The 13,889-nt window shown below is 71.0% G+C and carries 13 protein-coding genes and 1 tRNA gene; 3 read left to right on the top strand and 11 right to left on the bottom strand.

Going from position 1 to position 13,889, the window contains the following annotated elements:
- Positions 1–71: 71 nt before the first annotated feature.
- The 3 genes from PSR1_RS00820 to PSR1_RS00830 all read right to left on the bottom strand — a co-directional run bounded on the left by PSR1_RS00820 (position 72) and on the right by PSR1_RS00830 (position 3,717).
- On the bottom strand, positions 72–2,432 hold the full coding sequence (locus PSR1_RS00820) for a hypothetical protein (protein WP_152643257.1): 2,361 nt from the start codon (positions 2,430–2,432) through the stop codon (positions 72–74).
- A gap of 353 nt (positions 2,433–2,785) precedes the next feature.
- Positions 2,786–3,286 carry an RES family NAD+ phosphorylase gene (locus tag PSR1_RS00825; RefSeq protein WP_059435750.1) on the bottom strand — a complete coding sequence of 167 codons (501 nt, stop codon included), beginning with the start codon at positions 3,284–3,286 and terminating at the stop codon, positions 2,786–2,788.
- On the bottom strand, positions 3,286–3,717 hold the full coding sequence (locus PSR1_RS00830) for an antitoxin Xre/MbcA/ParS toxin-binding domain-containing protein (RefSeq protein ID WP_059435751.1): 432 nt from the start codon (positions 3,715–3,717) through the stop codon (positions 3,286–3,288). Before PSR1_RS00830 ends, PSR1_RS00825 begins: the two co-directional genes overlap by 1 nt.
- A gap of 221 nt (positions 3,718–3,938) precedes the next feature.
- Between PSR1_RS00830 and PSR1_RS00835 the strand changes: the two genes are divergently transcribed.
- Positions 3,939–4,445, top strand: a complete 507-nt coding sequence (locus PSR1_RS00835; RefSeq protein WP_059435752.1) for a helix-turn-helix domain-containing protein — start codon at positions 3,939–3,941, stop codon at positions 4,443–4,445.
- Between the two features lie 19 nt (positions 4,446–4,464).
- Here the strand turns inward: PSR1_RS00835 and PSR1_RS00840 are convergent, their stop codons facing one another.
- Together PSR1_RS00840 and PSR1_RS00850 are read right to left on the bottom strand one after the other, a co-directional pair.
- Positions 4,465–4,890 carry a hypothetical protein gene (locus tag PSR1_RS00840; protein ID WP_152643258.1) on the bottom strand — a complete coding sequence of 142 codons (426 nt, stop codon included), beginning with the start codon at positions 4,888–4,890 and terminating at the stop codon, positions 4,465–4,467.
- A gap of 839 nt (positions 4,891–5,729) precedes the next feature.
- Positions 5,730–5,804 (bottom strand) — tRNA-Gly (locus tag PSR1_RS00850).
- A gap of 124 nt (positions 5,805–5,928) precedes the next feature.
- Between PSR1_RS00850 and PSR1_RS00855 the strand changes: the two genes are divergently transcribed.
- On the top strand, positions 5,929–7,140 hold the full coding sequence (locus PSR1_RS00855; RefSeq protein ID WP_237757768.1) for a glycosyltransferase family 9 protein: 1,212 nt from the start codon (positions 5,929–5,931) through the stop codon (positions 7,138–7,140).
- Between the two features lie 268 nt (positions 7,141–7,408).
- Here PSR1_RS00855 and pgsA read toward each other — a convergent pair whose 3' ends face one another.
- The 3 genes from pgsA to PSR1_RS00870 are packed head-to-tail and all read right to left on the bottom strand — an operon-like array spanning position 7,409 to position 9,972.
- Complete coding sequence (gene pgsA, locus PSR1_RS00860) at positions 7,409–8,059, bottom strand: CDP-diacylglycerol--glycerol-3-phosphate 3-phosphatidyltransferase (protein WP_059435755.1); 651 nt, start codon at positions 8,057–8,059, stop codon at positions 7,409–7,411.
- Positions 8,056–9,339 carry a tetratricopeptide repeat protein gene (locus PSR1_RS00865; RefSeq protein WP_059435756.1) on the bottom strand — a complete coding sequence of 428 codons (1,284 nt, stop codon included), beginning with the start codon at positions 9,337–9,339 and terminating at the stop codon, positions 8,056–8,058. The genes pgsA and PSR1_RS00865 overlap by 4 nt, the downstream gene beginning before the upstream one ends.
- Positions 9,340–9,342: 3 nt before the next feature.
- Positions 9,343–9,972, bottom strand: a complete 630-nt coding sequence (locus PSR1_RS00870) for a lytic transglycosylase domain-containing protein (protein ID WP_059435757.1) — start codon at positions 9,970–9,972, stop codon at positions 9,343–9,345.
- 72 nt (positions 9,973–10,044) lie between these two features.
- Between PSR1_RS00870 and nadB the strand changes: the two genes are divergently transcribed.
- Positions 10,045–11,652 carry an L-aspartate oxidase gene (nadB, locus tag PSR1_RS00875; protein ID WP_059435758.1) on the top strand — a complete coding sequence of 536 codons (1,608 nt, stop codon included), beginning with the start codon at positions 10,045–10,047 and terminating at the stop codon, positions 11,650–11,652.
- Between the two features lie 25 nt (positions 11,653–11,677).
- Here nadB and PSR1_RS00880 read toward each other — a convergent pair whose 3' ends face one another.
- The 3 genes from PSR1_RS00880 to PSR1_RS00890 are packed head-to-tail and all read right to left on the bottom strand — an operon-like array spanning position 11,678 to position 13,703.
- Positions 11,678–12,304 (bottom strand): hypothetical protein, encoded by a 627-nt coding sequence (locus tag PSR1_RS00880; RefSeq protein ID WP_059435759.1) that lies wholly within the window; start codon positions 12,302–12,304, stop codon positions 11,678–11,680.
- The gene (gene pyrE, locus PSR1_RS00885; RefSeq protein ID WP_059435760.1) at positions 12,301–12,870 is read right to left on the bottom strand and encodes an orotate phosphoribosyltransferase; all 570 of its coding nucleotides are present in this window, start codon (positions 12,868–12,870) and stop codon (positions 12,301–12,303) included. The genes PSR1_RS00880 and pyrE overlap by 4 nt, the downstream gene beginning before the upstream one ends.
- The gene (locus PSR1_RS00890) at positions 12,867–13,703 is read right to left on the bottom strand and encodes a ParB N-terminal domain-containing protein (RefSeq protein ID WP_059435765.1); all 837 of its coding nucleotides are present in this window, start codon (positions 13,701–13,703) and stop codon (positions 12,867–12,869) included. The genes pyrE and PSR1_RS00890 overlap by 4 nt, the downstream gene beginning before the upstream one ends.
- Between the last annotated feature and the right edge of the window lie 186 nt (positions 13,704–13,889).

A 13,889-nucleotide genomic window follows, 5' to 3' on the forward strand; every position in this document is an offset into this window, starting at 1 on the left:
GTTGTCGCCTCCACCAGGCACGCGCGGTTCGCGCGTCGCGATGGTCCGGATGCTCAGCCTGGTCCGGGTGCTCAGCCTTCCCTGCGAGCGGGGGATCTTCGCCAACGATGGCGGCGACCCAGATCGGACTCGAGGCTGGGCATGTCGAGGTATAGCTGCTGCGTCAGATCAGAGAGAGTTGCGAGATCGCCAAGGTGCGTGCCTTCACGCTCAGCGACCTGGGCGTGCTTGCCGCCGAGCTCCTTCCATGTGTGCCCAACTGACCACGTGAAGAACAGCTCATTCCCAGTCAGGACGATGACCCAGGCGCGCGGGGTCCCGTCCTTCCTGGGGACGCGCGCCCAGCGTGCGAGACGCTGAAGTCTGTTCTTCTCTTCGGGAGAGATCTGGCGCTTCAGCGTGGAGAGCATGAGGAACGACCCGGGGAACCACTCCCCCAACTCCCGCATCCGCGCAACGTCCTTTGCCTGAAACGCGTCACTTCCGAAGCTTTTCGTCTCGCCGAACACTACCGCTGGCTCACGCTCGTGCGATACCAAGCGGTCTTCGCAATACCACGCGACGAAATCCACCTCGCGAGCGACACCACCACGCTTGAGATTCAGCCCGGGGGACCAGGTCATTGTCGCCCTGGTCATCGTGCCGCTGAAGAGGACGCGCAGCGTCAGCGCAGTTGAGTAGGCTCCGTGCGCGAAGTTCGGCAGGCTGAATGGACCGACGACTCGGAACCGCCAATCCTGCTCGCCGAATCTTAGGTCTCCTTGCGGGAAGTTGTACTCACCGAGGCACCGCTCGCACTGGAGGAGGTAATCAACACGGTTGAGATCGTACCAGTTCTCCTGCTCACATCGCGGGCACGATACCGCGACTCCGAGACGAATGATATTCCGATCCGTGAAGTCCGATAAGGCGATGCGTGGTAGCTCCTCACGGCGTCTCCCGACCACTTCCTTCCAATCCGAAATGCGAGCCGTGCGGTCGGGGAACTGTGCGGCCGTTCCGTCCTTCGACTCGTGAACGGTCTTGGCCATCCGGTCGAGAAGCTGGAGTGTCCCTTCGTGCGCGAGGATGTTAGAGCCGAGTCCGCCTTGGCTGCGGACAACCTGCTCGGCGTTTCGCCCTGCACTCGATACCTCAGCCTCGATCGCTCTCGTCTTGAGCCATCCGATGACGGCGTCCTGGTGTCGCTTCAGGTTGAGCGAGTTTCGCAGTCGCATGTGTTGCTGTGGAAAGACAAATCCTTCCCGAGTCACAATTCCGCCGGTGCTCCCGAACGAAATACGGGGATAGTCCGCATTCCTCACGTTCGTGGGATAGATCGGTGCGCGTTCCTGCACGTCCGTGAGACTGCTAATTCGAATCACATTCGACCAGCGCGCGTGGTTTTCGCCGGCACCGAACCTCTGAGCGAACTCCGGCGCTAGCGACGGGACCGTAACAAACGTTGCGTCGGAGTCGACGGTTGTTTCGAAGTCTTCTTCAGCGGAGGTCAGTCGCACTGGGCGCGGCCGGGTTACCATTCGTGAATAGTGTTTAGCCCAGAATGGCTGAACGTACTCAAGCGAGTATCCCACGGCTCCGTCCGGCACACCTCTCAAGAGCGAGGCCGCTGCGCGAGCGGCGGAGTTTGATATGGACCGCCCGAACTCGACATGGGTGGTGTGCATCGTTCCGAAAGCGTTCCCGGGGATCGGGCGGTAATTCTTCTTGATCACGTCGAGCAGAAAAGGGGCGAATGTCCGCGCCCAGGAGATCTCGACGGGGATGAGGTTCATCTTCCAGAGTCCAAGATTCCAGAAGTCGATTACGTCGATGGTTTTGGACGAATCAAAGAAGTAGATCGTAACATCGCTATGCGAGCCGGACTCGCGATCTATTGCGAAATGGGTCACGGAGAGCGGGGTTCCGTGCCGCGCTCGTAGGGCCTCGATCGCAGACTCCGGCGTCGGCACGAGGAGCTTCGGCTGGAACGCGTCGATGTAGCCCTTCCCTATGTACGCAATGTCCTTCTGGGTCGGCAGCACGCCGAACACGAGCTCAAAGAAGGCATGGTTTGAGTGCGCCTTCTCGAACGCCGCGAAAGTCGGGCTGTGCCTGCGGACGAACTGCAGTTCGTGGTCGTAGCGGTGCTGGTACACATCGAAGATGTTAAGGCCGAACGCAAAGTCCGGTGCGCGCGTCTCTCGCTTCAATATGAACTCAGAGAGGGGAACAACGCGCCGTTCAAGATGCCGCTCAGAGACGATGCCGAGTTCCTGTGCAAGCCCCGGCTCCGCCTCCACAAACACGTCTGGTTCGAAGAAGTCGATGTACCCGTCGGCGAGGTCGTGGCCGCTGGTGTTGCGCGGCAGCCTGCGCGCCCATTCGGAGGGGAGCGTTCGCGCAACGGGAATGATTGGGTTGTATCGACCCCCCCAGAGGCAGGCGCACAAGCGGAGGAACTGTCTGATCAGTTGGTGGTTGGTCTGGGATGGCCGGACTAGCAGGCCTATGCGGGTTGGCCGAAGCCGAACTGATCCCGACACGTTCGACATACGCTGGACCCCTTTGCCTGGGGGAACCTTTGCGCACGGGGTCCTCTGCTGGCACTGGGCTTGACCCCGGTTCCGCGGACACTGCACTACACTGCCTGCTGCTCGATCCCGCCTCCCGTACTCGGCCGGACTGACGTAGCCGAGTGCTGAGTGAAGGCGCTGCCGATTGTAGAACATCTCGACGTAGTCGGTCGCGGCGCCGGCTCGCCGAACACGAGTCGAGGTCGATTGCCAGCGCCGGGCCGCACCGACTACCTCGGATGCAAAGGGCCGCCCGCTGGCGGTTGACCCGACACCCTCACCAGCCGCTCGTCGAACCGGAACCGAACCGGTCGCGCGACCTGGAGCTGCGCGAACTCGGGGTAGAGCGGGTTCAGTACAACGTTCCGCTCCTGCCGCACGATGACGGACGGCACCGAGAGCGCCACAGATCGCCGCTCGCGCGCCCACGTATCTCCCAACTCGCGCGTCGCGCGCGCGATGGCGGCGCCATCCCAGCTGCGGGGGAGCTGCTCGTCCCGAACGACCTCGACGAGCACATCGGGGATGGTGATCTCGAACGCGTGGAAGGTGATCCGGACCTGATCGGCACGAGCGTGGACCAGCACCTCGAGCACGGCGAGCGAGAGGTGCTCGCTCGCGTAGACCACCGGCACGCCCGCCGGGTTCCAGCGGCCGGGGAAAAGCCGCGCGCCCTCGCCGTCGAACGTCCGCTGTTGCGAGTCGAACCGCGAGAGGCGCCAGGCCTTCATCAGCCGTACACCGTGTACTCGATCCGCCCGAGAACCTCGTTCACGGTGTCGGCGCCGATCTCGGTATCGAGCAGCGAGATGGGCTTTTCGCCCCCGAGCGCCGGGTTGGGAGTCCGCAGCCAGTCGAGCGCCGCGTCACGCGCGCCGAGCACGTGCTCCGCCCTTGCGACGACGCGCACGAGGCGCAGGAAGCGCTCGCTCTCCACCGGGTTTAGCCGCCCGTGTTTGCGGCGTAGGAGGCTCCGCGCACTCAGCCCGAGCGCACGCTCTAGCTCGGTCAGGGACAGCTCCAGCGACTCGGACGCCTTCTGGAAGGCAGGGAACGGGACGCCCTCGCGGACGAGGGAGATAAAGTCGCGCTCTCGACGGGGGTTGGCCCCGAGTGCTCGCTTGCCCCCCAGCATCTCGACGACCGCCTCCATCTCCGACATGACTTCCTCGCCTTTCCGACATCTGTCGTAGCTTAGCCCGCCAATCGCCTGGGCGCCATACAGAGGCCGCGACCCGACCCGGCGCCTTCACGGGCAACCCGGCATGGGCCCCATCCGTACCTCGCCTGTGACTTGATCTTCGGCATAGGCATGGCTCACCATGCCAGGAGTGTGGTCGAGACCCTGCTCCTCGAGGTCTCGACCACGCCCAGGAGAATCCGATGCGCCACACCGACGACTTTTCGCTCGAGGGCACGCTGACCGGCGGCAGCGGCTGGGTACGCGACGCCGCCTCGAACGGCGAGCACGCCACGGCGCGCCTCGTGCGCGCGCTCCAACCCGGACCGGTGAGCCCGGAGTCGGCCCTCGGCTCGGCGCTCGTCGAGATCGTCCGCCACGTCCTGCGCGGTGAACTCCAGGCGCGCTTCGCCGCCGAAACGGCGCCCCGCTCGCCCTGGATGACGCCTCCTGCGGCCGCGCGCCACACCCGCGTCCCGGTGAAGACGATCAGGGCCTGGGCGCGGATGGGCAGGATCCCGAAACGCCTCAAGAACCGCTCGGCTGACCCGAAGCAGCAGAAGTACCTCGTCAACGTGGACGACGTCGTCGCCGTCGCCGAGCAGGTCGCCAGTGCGCCCGCCGAGACGAGCGACAGGATCGAGCTCCAGCAGCGGGCGCAGGAGCGCGCAGCGCAGGTCCTCGCCGCGCGCGCTGCGAAGGGGAGATAGCGATGGCGTTCGTGTACCGTCACCCGCGGAGCAGCTTCTGGTGGATGTGCTGGGTCGACTCGCAGGGACGCGAGCAGCGCGCCTCCAGCAAGACGAAGGAGGAGGCTGAGGCGAAGGCGACCGCGGACGAGCTCGAGCGTCGCGCGCGCGCGACGGCAGGGCGCCGCGCTCCCCCGGGCTCGCTCACGGTCGAGCGCTTCTTCGACGAGACGTGGTTGCCACTCCGGCAGAAGATCCGACCGTGGCAGTGGAAGGCGGACCGCGCGGCGATGCGCACGCACTTCCTCCCGCAGTTCGGCTCGCGCGCGATCGCCGACCTCGCGACGGACGAGGGCGAGGTCGCCCTCCTCGACTGGCTCATCGCCCTCCGCGAGCACCCCTCGCAGCGCGACGGCACGCCCATCGCCTCGCGGACCGTCCGGAACGTGGCGAGCTGCGTCCGCATGTTCTTCGCCGACGCCGCGGAACGGAAGGTCGTTCGCCGGAACCCGACGATCGGCTGGGACGCCGACCGCCACCTGCCGCCCATCGAGGACAAGGAGCGCGGCTGGCGTGCGCGAGCGGGGTTCACGCTCGAGCAGGTCGTGACCCTCACGACAGACCCCCGCATCCCGGAGGATCGCCGCGTGCTGTATGCCATTCGCTTCCTCGGCGGACCGCGCCCGGGCGAGGCCGCGAATGCGCGCTGGCGAAACCTCTACCGGGCGAAGCGGCCGCTCTGGCGGCTCACGCTCGAGTCGTCGTTCAACAGCCCCATGCGCCGCGAGAAGGGCACCAAGACGGGAGCGGAGCTCAACATCCCGGTCCACCCCGTGCTCCAGCGGATGCTCGAGAGCTGGGAGGCGAGCGGCTGGAAGGAGTTCATGGGCCGCGCGCCCGAGCCCGACGACCTCATCGTGCCGCGCGCCGACGGGAAGCAGAGGCTCGTGAGCACGAGCTACAAGCAGTTCCTCGCCGACCTCGCTGCAGTCGGCATCGACGCCCAGCGGCAGTATGAGTCGCGCGCCACCTTCCGGAACCTCGCGCTCTCCGCCGGCGTCCCGAAGTACCAGGTGGATCTCATCACGCACCCGAAGCCGACGCAGGGGCCGGACTACTACAACCGCCTCGACATGCTGTGGTCGGGGCTGTGCGGGGCCGTCTCGGCGATCGACGAAGGCGCCTGGAACGGCCGCCCGGCTTCACTTGCGGAGCGGGTTACACCTGAGGTTACACCTCGGGTTACACCTGAGCCCCCTCAGAAGCAGAAGCCCCCGACATCCTTGGAGAATGTCGGGGGCAAGATGGAGCGGGAAAAGGGATTTGAACCCTCGACCCTCGCCTTGGCAAGGCGATGCTCTACCACTGAGCTATTCCCGCAAGAAGCTCGCGAAGGTGGAGGTTTATAGAGGGACCGCCCGAGGGGTGTCAAGCGGGTTTCAGCAGGCCGCGAACACACGGTCTCGGCGGCCCTCCGAGGCCCGCGGTGTATCATCCGCGCCCCGTGCCGGACCCGGTCATCGCCCCTCCGCCCTCCCCCGTCCCGCCTCCCCCGCCGGCTCCGCCGCGCGGGTTCTTCGCGCGCCTCCGCAAGCGCCGCGAGGACGCGCGGCGGCAGGCGCAGGTGGGCGGCGGGCGGCAGCGCGGACCGGTGGCGGACCTCTTCCGTTCGGCGGGCCGGGCCCTGGCGCTGACGCTCGCGAACCTGGTCCTCCCGCGTCCCCGGGCGCAGGTGCCGGCGCCCGAGACCATCCGCCGCCTGCTCGTCATCCGCGTGGACGAGCGGGTGGGCAACCAGCTCCTCACCACCCCGCTCCTCCGCGCGCTGAAGCTGGGCCTGCCGGACGCCGAGCTGCACCTGCTCGCGCCGAAGCAGGGCCTCCTCGTCGCCTCGCCGCACGTGGACCGGTTCCACCTCTGGCAGAAGCGCGACGCGTTCCGGGCCCCGCTGCGCCAGCTCGGGCAGCTGCGTGCGCTCCGGCGCGAGCGCTTCGACGTCGTGATCGAGGCGGGGCACTGGTCCGCCTGGTCCCTCACCTCCTCCGTGCTCGCCCGCCTGCTGGGCGGCCGGCGCGCCATCGTCGGCCACGACCGCGGGGACGCGGCGCGCTTCCTCTCCCACCCGGTGCCGCACGATCCGGCGAGCGTCGCGGAGGTCCCGGCGAAGCTGGAGCTGCTCGCGCCGCTGGGGCTGCGGGCGCGCGGCCTGGAGCTGGAGACGGGGCTGGGACGCGACCTGGCCGCCGCGGACGCGGCGCTGGCGGCGGCGGGCCTGGCGGGCCGCCCGTTCGCGCTGCTCAACCCGGGCGCGCGGCTCGCGGACCGGCGCTGGCCGGCGGAGTCGTACGCGGCGGTGGCGCGCGGGCTCTCGGAGCGCGGGCTCATGGTGCTCGTCGTCTGGGGACCGGGCGAGGAGGGGCTGGCGGCCGCCATCGTCGAGGGCTCGGGCGCGCGGCTGGCGCCGCCGACCGACCTCGACAGGCTCGCGGGACTGATGCGGCGGGCGCGGCTGGTGGTCTCGAACAACAGCGGCCCGATGCACCTCGCGGTCGCGGTGGGCGCGCCGACGGTGGGCGTGTTCTTCCGCGGCGACTCGGTGCGCTGGGGGCACGGGATCCCGGCGTTCGCGGCGGCCGAGGTGCGGGGCGACGCGGAGGCGCCGGCCGTGCTGGCGGCGTGCGACCGGGTGCTGGCCGCGAACCCCGCCTGCGCCTGAGGTCCCTCGACTCCGGTCCCTCGACTCCGGTCTCCCTCGACTCCGGTCGCGCCTGACGGCGCGACCTACGCTCGGGATGAGCGTGGTAATACGCTCGGGATGAGCGGTGTGGTTCCCTCGGGATGAGCGGGGTAATTCGCTCGGGATTTGCGGGGTAGGTACGCTCGGGATGAGCGGGACTGCGCTCGGGATGAGCGGGGGCGAACGAGACGCCCCGCTCGCCCTGAGCGTAGGCGAGCCGGAGGCTCGCCGGAGTCGAAGGGCCGGCCTACCCGCGCGACGTGCGGCGGTTGGGGCGGACGTCGGCGGCGGCCTGGGCCTCGCCCTCGCGGCGGTACACGGCGCGGATGAAGTTCGCGAAGTAGCTCACCGCGGACCACACCGAGAAGAACAGCGAGATGTACACGAGCCAGGTGCCGACCCGGTTCGCGTCGAGGTCGAACGAGAAGAAGAGCGCGTCTATCGGGTAGGTGTAGTGCAGCAGCAGGAAGGTGATGCCGGCCACCTGGAACGCGGTCTTGTGCTTCCCCTCCTGCCCGGCCGCGATGACGATGCCCTCGCTCATGGCGATGGTGCGCAGGCCGGTCACGATGAACTCGCGCGCCAGCACCACGATGCACACCCACGCGGCCACGCGGCCGAGGTGCACGAGCATCACCAGCGCCGCCATGACGATGAGCTTGTCGGCGAGCGGGTCGAGGAACTTCCCGATGACGGTGACGAGGTTCTTGCGGCGCGCCACCCAGCCGTCGAGGAAGTCGGTGGCGCCGGTCACCGCGTACAGCACCGCGGCGATGAAGCTGTCCACCCGCGACTCGTAGAAGGTGAACCACAGGAACACGGGGATGAGCGCGATCCGCGTGGCGGTGATCGCGTTCGGGAGGTTGAGCGCCTCCTGCCGCAGCGAGCGCGCGCTCACGGCCGGCCTTCCCCGGCGGCGGCGTCGGGATCGGCGAGCACCCGCCCCTCGCCCGAGAGCTCCACCACCGCGGCGCCGGCGCCGTCCTCGCCGAGCGCGACGAGCCGCGGCGTGAGCGCCCCGGTCCACCCGACCAGCGCCGCGATGGGCAGCCGCACCGGCGCGGACGGGGACACCTCCAGCGCGAGCGGCGCGCCGGCGGTGACGAGCAGCATGCACCCGCGGCCGCGCAGGTGGACGAGGCTCAGCTCGGCCCCGCTGGTGGACGGGACCCGGCCGTTCTCGAACGCGAGCCCGTCCTCGAACGCGAACACGGCCTCCTCGCGCAGGTAGGCGGCCTCGCCGTCCAGCTCGAGCGCGGTGAAGCGGCGGCCGGAGGTCGCGTGGAGCAGCGCCCCCTCGCCGGAGGCGCGGTGCATCCGGGTGGCGCCCTCGCCGAAGGGCCGCTCGGTGGCGCGGCCGCGGAAGCGCATCAGCTCACCGCCGAGCGCCACCTCCCCGCGGACGGCGAACAGGCCGTCGAGCCGGACCCGCACGGTTCCGCGCACCGTGACCGTGAGGACTCCGTCACGCACCGTGAATGGCGCGCCCGGGGGCGGCGCGGCGGGCACGAGCCGGGCGTCGGCCCAGGCGGCCAGGGTGGGCACGCCGGGCGCGGACGGCTCCGGCTCGGGCGCGGGCGGCGGCACGACGCGCAGCACCGGCACGCTGCCGGGGACGGGCGTGACGTACGGCTCGGGCGCGGGCGGCTCGGCGGCGGGGCGCGGCTCCTCGGGCGCCGCCGGCGCGGGCGAGACCTTCCAGCCGCTCGCGACCAGCTCGTCGCAGCGGGCCACCATGTGGTCGCTGCCGGCCTTGCGGAACCACTCGCGCGCGGCCGCGGGATCGCCGGACTCGAGCAGCGCGAGGCCCAGGTAGCCCATGGCCTTGCGGTGGTCGGGGTTGAGGTCGAGCGCGATCTCGAGCTGCCGCCGCGCCTCCTCGTGGTGCTTCGCCTTCAGGAAGGCGAGGCCGAGGTTGACGCGCGCGGCGGGCTCCACCGGGTTCTCGTCCACCAGCCGCTGCCACGCGATGGCGGCGTCGTCGAACTGGCCCTGCCGGTAGCAGGCCTGCCCGAGCAGCGACAGCACCTTCGCGTCCTTGGGGCCGAGCTCGAGGGCGCGCTCCAGCGCGGCGCGGGCCCGGTCGGCGTCGCCCTGCGCCAGCAGCTCGGTGCCGCGCGCCAGGTGGAAGGCGAGCTCGTCGTCGAGGCCGTCGCCGCCGTCCGCGCGCCGCGCCACGGCTCACCGCCCTGCCTTATAGGCCTCGTACAGCGCCACGACCTTGCGCACGTACTCCCGGGTCTCCGGGATGTTCGGCACGCCGTCGCCCGCGCGCCGGACCGCCTCGGGCCCGGCGTTGTACGCGGCGAGCGTCTTCACCATGTCGCCGGCGTACTGGTTCGCGAGGATGCGCAGGTAGCGCGCGCCGCCCTCGATGTTCTCGGCGGGCTCGTACGCGTCGCCCACGTACATGTCGCGGGCGGTGCCGGGCATGAGCTGCATGAGCCCCATGGCGCCCTTCTCCGAGACGGCGCGGTGGTCGAAGTTGGACTCGACCGCCATCACGGCGAGGAGCAGCGCCTCGGGGAGGTTGTACTTCGTCGCGGCGGCGCGGATGTGCTCGCGGTACCGCGCCTGCGCCTCCGAGCGAGGGAGCGGGCGGGCGCGCGCCTGCGCCTTGCCACCGCGGTACACCCCTCCGCCGTCCTTCAGGCGGGCGATGCGGCGGAAGCGCGGGTCGCTCGGCGCGTTGGAGAAGTGCGCCACGCCGTCCGAGTCGACGTACGAGTAGAGATCGCCCGCCCGCGCGGCCGGAGCCGCCAGGACGGCGCCCAGCAGGGCGAACCTGGCGAGGTAGGGGCGGACGGACATCGTCGAAAAAGTTACCAGCAGCACGCTCGGCCGGACAACTTTATTCCCGGAGCGCGTGCTACATCAAACGCCATGACCACACTGCCTGCACGAGAGAACGTGGACTTCCTGGTCCTTGGTGGTGGCGTCGCAGGGCTGACCTTCGCGCTCGAGGCGGCCGATCACGGATCGGTGCTGGTGCTGACGAAGCGGCAGCGCTCGGAGGGGTCGACGCAGTACGCGCAGGGGGGCATCGCGGGCGTCCTCGGCGCGGACGACGCGCCGGAGCTGCACGTGCAGGACACGCTGGTCGCCGGCGCCGGGCTGTGCAAGCGCGAGGCGGTCGAGGTCACGGTCCGCGAGGGTCCGGACCGGCTGCGCTGGCTCATCGGCATCGGCGTGGAGTTCGACCGCGAGGCGCCCGACAAGCTCCACCTCACGCGCGAGGGCGGCCACTCGCGCCGCCGCATCGCCCACGCGAAGGACACCACCGGCCGCGAGGTGGAGCGGGCGCTGCTCGCCGCCTGCGACGCGAAGGGCATCCGGATCGTCTCCGACCAGGTCGCGATCGACGTCATCACGAGCGGCAAGCTCGGGCTGGGCGGGCCGAACCGGGCGCTCGGCGCCTACGTGCTCGACCGCGCCTCCGGCGAGATCACCACGGTCACCGCGGGCGTGACCGTGCTCGCCACCGGCGGCGGCGGGAAGGTCTACCTCTACACCTCGAACCCGGACGTCGCGACCGGCGACGGGGTGGCGATGGCGTACCGCGCCGGCGCGACCATCGCGAACATGGAGTTCTTCCAGTTCCACCCCACCTGCCTGTTCCACCCGCAGGCGAAGAGCTTCCTCATCTCCGAGGCGTGCCGCGGCGAGGGCGGCATCCTGCGCAACGGCGCCGGCGAGGCGTTCATGTCGCGCTACGACCCGCGCAAGGAGCTGGCGCCGCGCGACATCGTGGCCCGCTCCATCGACGCCGAGATGAAGCGGCGCGGCGACGAGAGCGCGTTCCTCGACATGACGCACCTGCCGAAGAGCTTCCTCATCGAGCACTTCCCGAACATCTACGCCACCTGCAAGGAGTTCGGGATCGACATGGCGGTGCAGCCGATCCCGGTGGTGCCGGCGGCGCACTACATGTGCGGCGGCGTGGTGACCGACCTCATGGGCCGCACCTCGCTGCCGCGGCTGTTCGCGATCGGCGAGACCTCCTGCACCGGCCTGCACGGCGCGAACCGCCTCGCCTCCAACTCGCTGCTCGAGGGGCTGGTGTTCGGCCGCCGCGCCGCGCTGAGCGCCGTGGACGAGCTCGCGCAGGTGGGCGGCACGGTGCCGACGATCCCGGACTGGAACCCCGGGGCCGCGCTCGCGCCCGAGGAGGGCGTGGTGGTCACGCACAACTGGGACGAGGTCCGCCGGCTGATGTGGAACTACGTCGGCATCGTCCGGACGCAGAAGCGCCTGGAGCGCGCGCGCACCCGGCTCGCGCTGCTGCGCGCCGAGATCCGCGAGTACTACTGGGAGTACCGGCTCACCCCGGACCTGGTGGAGCTGCGGAACCTCGCCGACGTCGCGATGCTGATCGTGGAGTGCGCGCGCCAGCGCAAGGAGTCGCGCGGCCTGCACTACCTGCTCGACCACCCCAAGCCCGACGACCGCTGGCTGCGCGACACCGTGATCACGCGCGGCGACCTCGAGTGAGCGCGGCGGCCGCGCCGCGCGCGGCCTACAGGTCGGGATCCGACTCGAGCCGGGACGGCTCGGGCATCGGGCCGAAGTCGAGGTCCATCCGGCCGAGCGCGCTCGTGATGCCGAGCACGTAGGGCCGGCCCTCGAGCGCCGGCGACGCGCTCGGGAAGCGCACCCGGTACACCACGTCGAACGTGCCCACGTACGGGAACAGCCCGGTCACGGTGGCGTCCACGTCGAGCACCTCGATCTTCGACGCGAGCAGCTCGCCCTCGTCGGTCCGCACCGCCACGCGCCAGATGCTCTTCGGCGCGTCGAGGTCGTTCTGCTTGCCGTTCGCGGTGTAGAGCGCGAGCAGGAACTCCTCGCCCGCGGCCGCCTCGGCGCGCTCGGTGGCGAGCCGGGCGTCGAGCTCGGCGGCGGTCCAGCCGAGCCACGCGGCCAGCCGGCGGGCGCGCGCCTCGCGCTCGGGGAGGCCGAGGTGCGTGGCGGTGGCGGTGGCGCGGTGCTCGAGGCCGTCGTACAGCGTCGCGCGGCGGGTGGCGGCGGCGCGCAGGTCGGACCACTCGCCCTCGCGCGGCCCGGGCATCGGCTGGCGCGGGTGGAACGGGCAGCCGGCGAGCGCCAGCGCCAGCGCGGCGGCGGCGAGCGGGCGCAGCCTCATGACATGAAGTCCGCGCGCGTGAAGAGCGCCTGCAGCGGCACGCCCTGGGCCTCGATGGCCTCGCGCCCGCCCTCCTGCCGGTCCACCAGCGCCAGGCAGGCGACCGGGACCAGGTGCTCGGCGCGGCAGCGCTCGATGGCCTTCAGCGCCGAGCCGCCGGTGGTCACCACGTCCTCGATCACGGCCACGCGGCTGCCGTCGGGGAGGGTCTTGCGCCCCTCGATCCACTGGCCGGTGCCGTGGCCCTTCGGCTCCTTGCGCACGATGAACGCGTCCACCGCCGCGCCGGCGCCGCCGTCCAGGAAGCTGGTGAGCGCCACCGCGCTCGCGATCGGGTCCGCGCCGAGCGTGAGCCCGCCCACGCCGCGCACCGGCGGCGTGAGGCCGCGCACGCGCTCGAGCAGCAGCCGGCCGATGAGCACGTGCCCCTCGGCGGTGAGCGCGGTGCGCTTGCAGTCGATGTAGAAGTCGCTCTCCTTGCCGGAGGCGAGGATCACCTTGCGGCGCTCGAACGACAGGCTGCGCAGGAGCTCGAGCAGCCGCGCGCGATCCCGTTCCAGGCTCATGGTTCGTCCTCCCTGCGCTCGAGGTGGGGGAGCAACTCGGTCATCCAGCGGACCTGCTCGAGCACCGCGCGGCGGCCATCCGCCGGCAGGTCGCGCCAGGACTCGAACGCCACCGCCAGGTCCGCGTTCACCTGGTACAGCCGCGAGGCCACGTCCGCAACGAGCTCCTCGGGGGTGACCTCCTCCGCCCCCGCCTCGGCCCCGGCGCCCGCCGCTGCCTCGCCGCCCTCGGGCGCGGCCGCGGGCGCTGCGACGGCCTCGTGGAGGTGCGGCGCCGGCTCCGGCTCGAGGCCGCCGTCGTCGTCGGGCGCCGGCCCGGCCGCGTCGGCGGCTGGCCCGGCGGTGAGGAACTCGAAGAAGCGCTCGCGCAGCTCGGGCTCGACCGGCGCGCGCACCAGCGCGTCGTCGAGCAGCTCCTCGGCCCAGGGCGCGACGCCGGTCTGCTCCAGCCGCTCGCGCAGCAGGCGCAGGCCGTCGCGGTCGAGCGGCTCGGTGAGGAGCGCCTGCCCGAGCGCGAGGCCCCAGGCGTCGTCGTCGTCGAGCGTCGCGTGGAGCCGCGCCAGCACCCGGCCGCGCATCAGCATGCGCAGCGCGGCGATGCGCCGGAACCCGGCCACCACCTGGAAGCGGGGGCCGTCGGTGCCGGCGCCGGGCAGCGGCCGCAGCTCGACGGGCACGAGCTGCCCGAGGCGGCCGATGGACGCGGCCAGGGCCGAGACGTCGCCCTCCTCGCGGAGGCGGAACGTCGCGTCCAGCGCGAGCGCCGAGAGGGGTACGAACTCGACGGCGCCCGTCGCATGGGCGGGCGCCGCGGTGCGCGGTTCGAGCTCCACGTCCACCTCCGCTCGATCCGCGCGGGGCCCGCGGGCCGGGCGGGGGCCGGGTCGCGGCCCGGTCCCCTCCCATTCCGCGCGGGATCGGGACTACTTCCGCTTGACGATCACCTTGCGCTTCACCGCGCCCATGGCGACCGGCGCCGGCGGGGCGGGCGGCCTGGGGGCGGACGGCTCCTCCGCCTT

It is taken from the genome of Anaeromyxobacter sp. PSR-1, from assembly GCF_000964525.1.
Taxonomy (GTDB): Bacteria; Myxococcota; Myxococcia; order Myxococcales; family Anaeromyxobacteraceae; genus Anaeromyxobacter.

Bases quoted from the DNA above. Each gene is read 5' to 3' on its own strand.
- PSR1_RS00880 (WP_059435759.1), bottom strand. From the start codon at position 12,304: ATGAGGCTGCGCCCGCTCGCCGCCGCCGCGCTGGCGCTGGCGCTCGCC.
- nadB (WP_059435758.1), top strand. From the start codon at position 10,045: ATGACCACACTGCCTGCACGAGAGAACGTGGACTTCCTGGTCCTTGGT.
- PSR1_RS00870 (WP_059435757.1), bottom strand. From the start codon at position 9,972: ATGTCCGTCCGCCCCTACCTCGCCAGGTTCGCCCTGCTGGGCGCCGTC.
- PSR1_RS00835 (WP_059435752.1), top strand. From the start codon at position 3,939: ATGCGCCACACCGACGACTTTTCGCTCGAGGGCACGCTGACCGGCGGC.
- pyrE (WP_059435760.1), bottom strand. From the start codon at position 12,870: ATGAGCCTGGAACGGGATCGCGCGCGGCTGCTCGAGCTCCTGCGCAGC.
- PSR1_RS00825 (WP_059435750.1), bottom strand. From the start codon at position 3,286: ATGAAGGCCTGGCGCCTCTCGCGGTTCGACTCGCAACAGCGGACGTTC.
- PSR1_RS00840 (WP_152643258.1), bottom strand. From the start codon at position 4,890: ATGCGGACGCAGCTCGCCACGTTCCGGACGGTCCGCGAGGCGATGGGC.
- PSR1_RS00830 (WP_059435751.1), bottom strand. From the start codon at position 3,717: ATGTCGGAGATGGAGGCGGTCGTCGAGATGCTGGGGGGCAAGCGAGCA.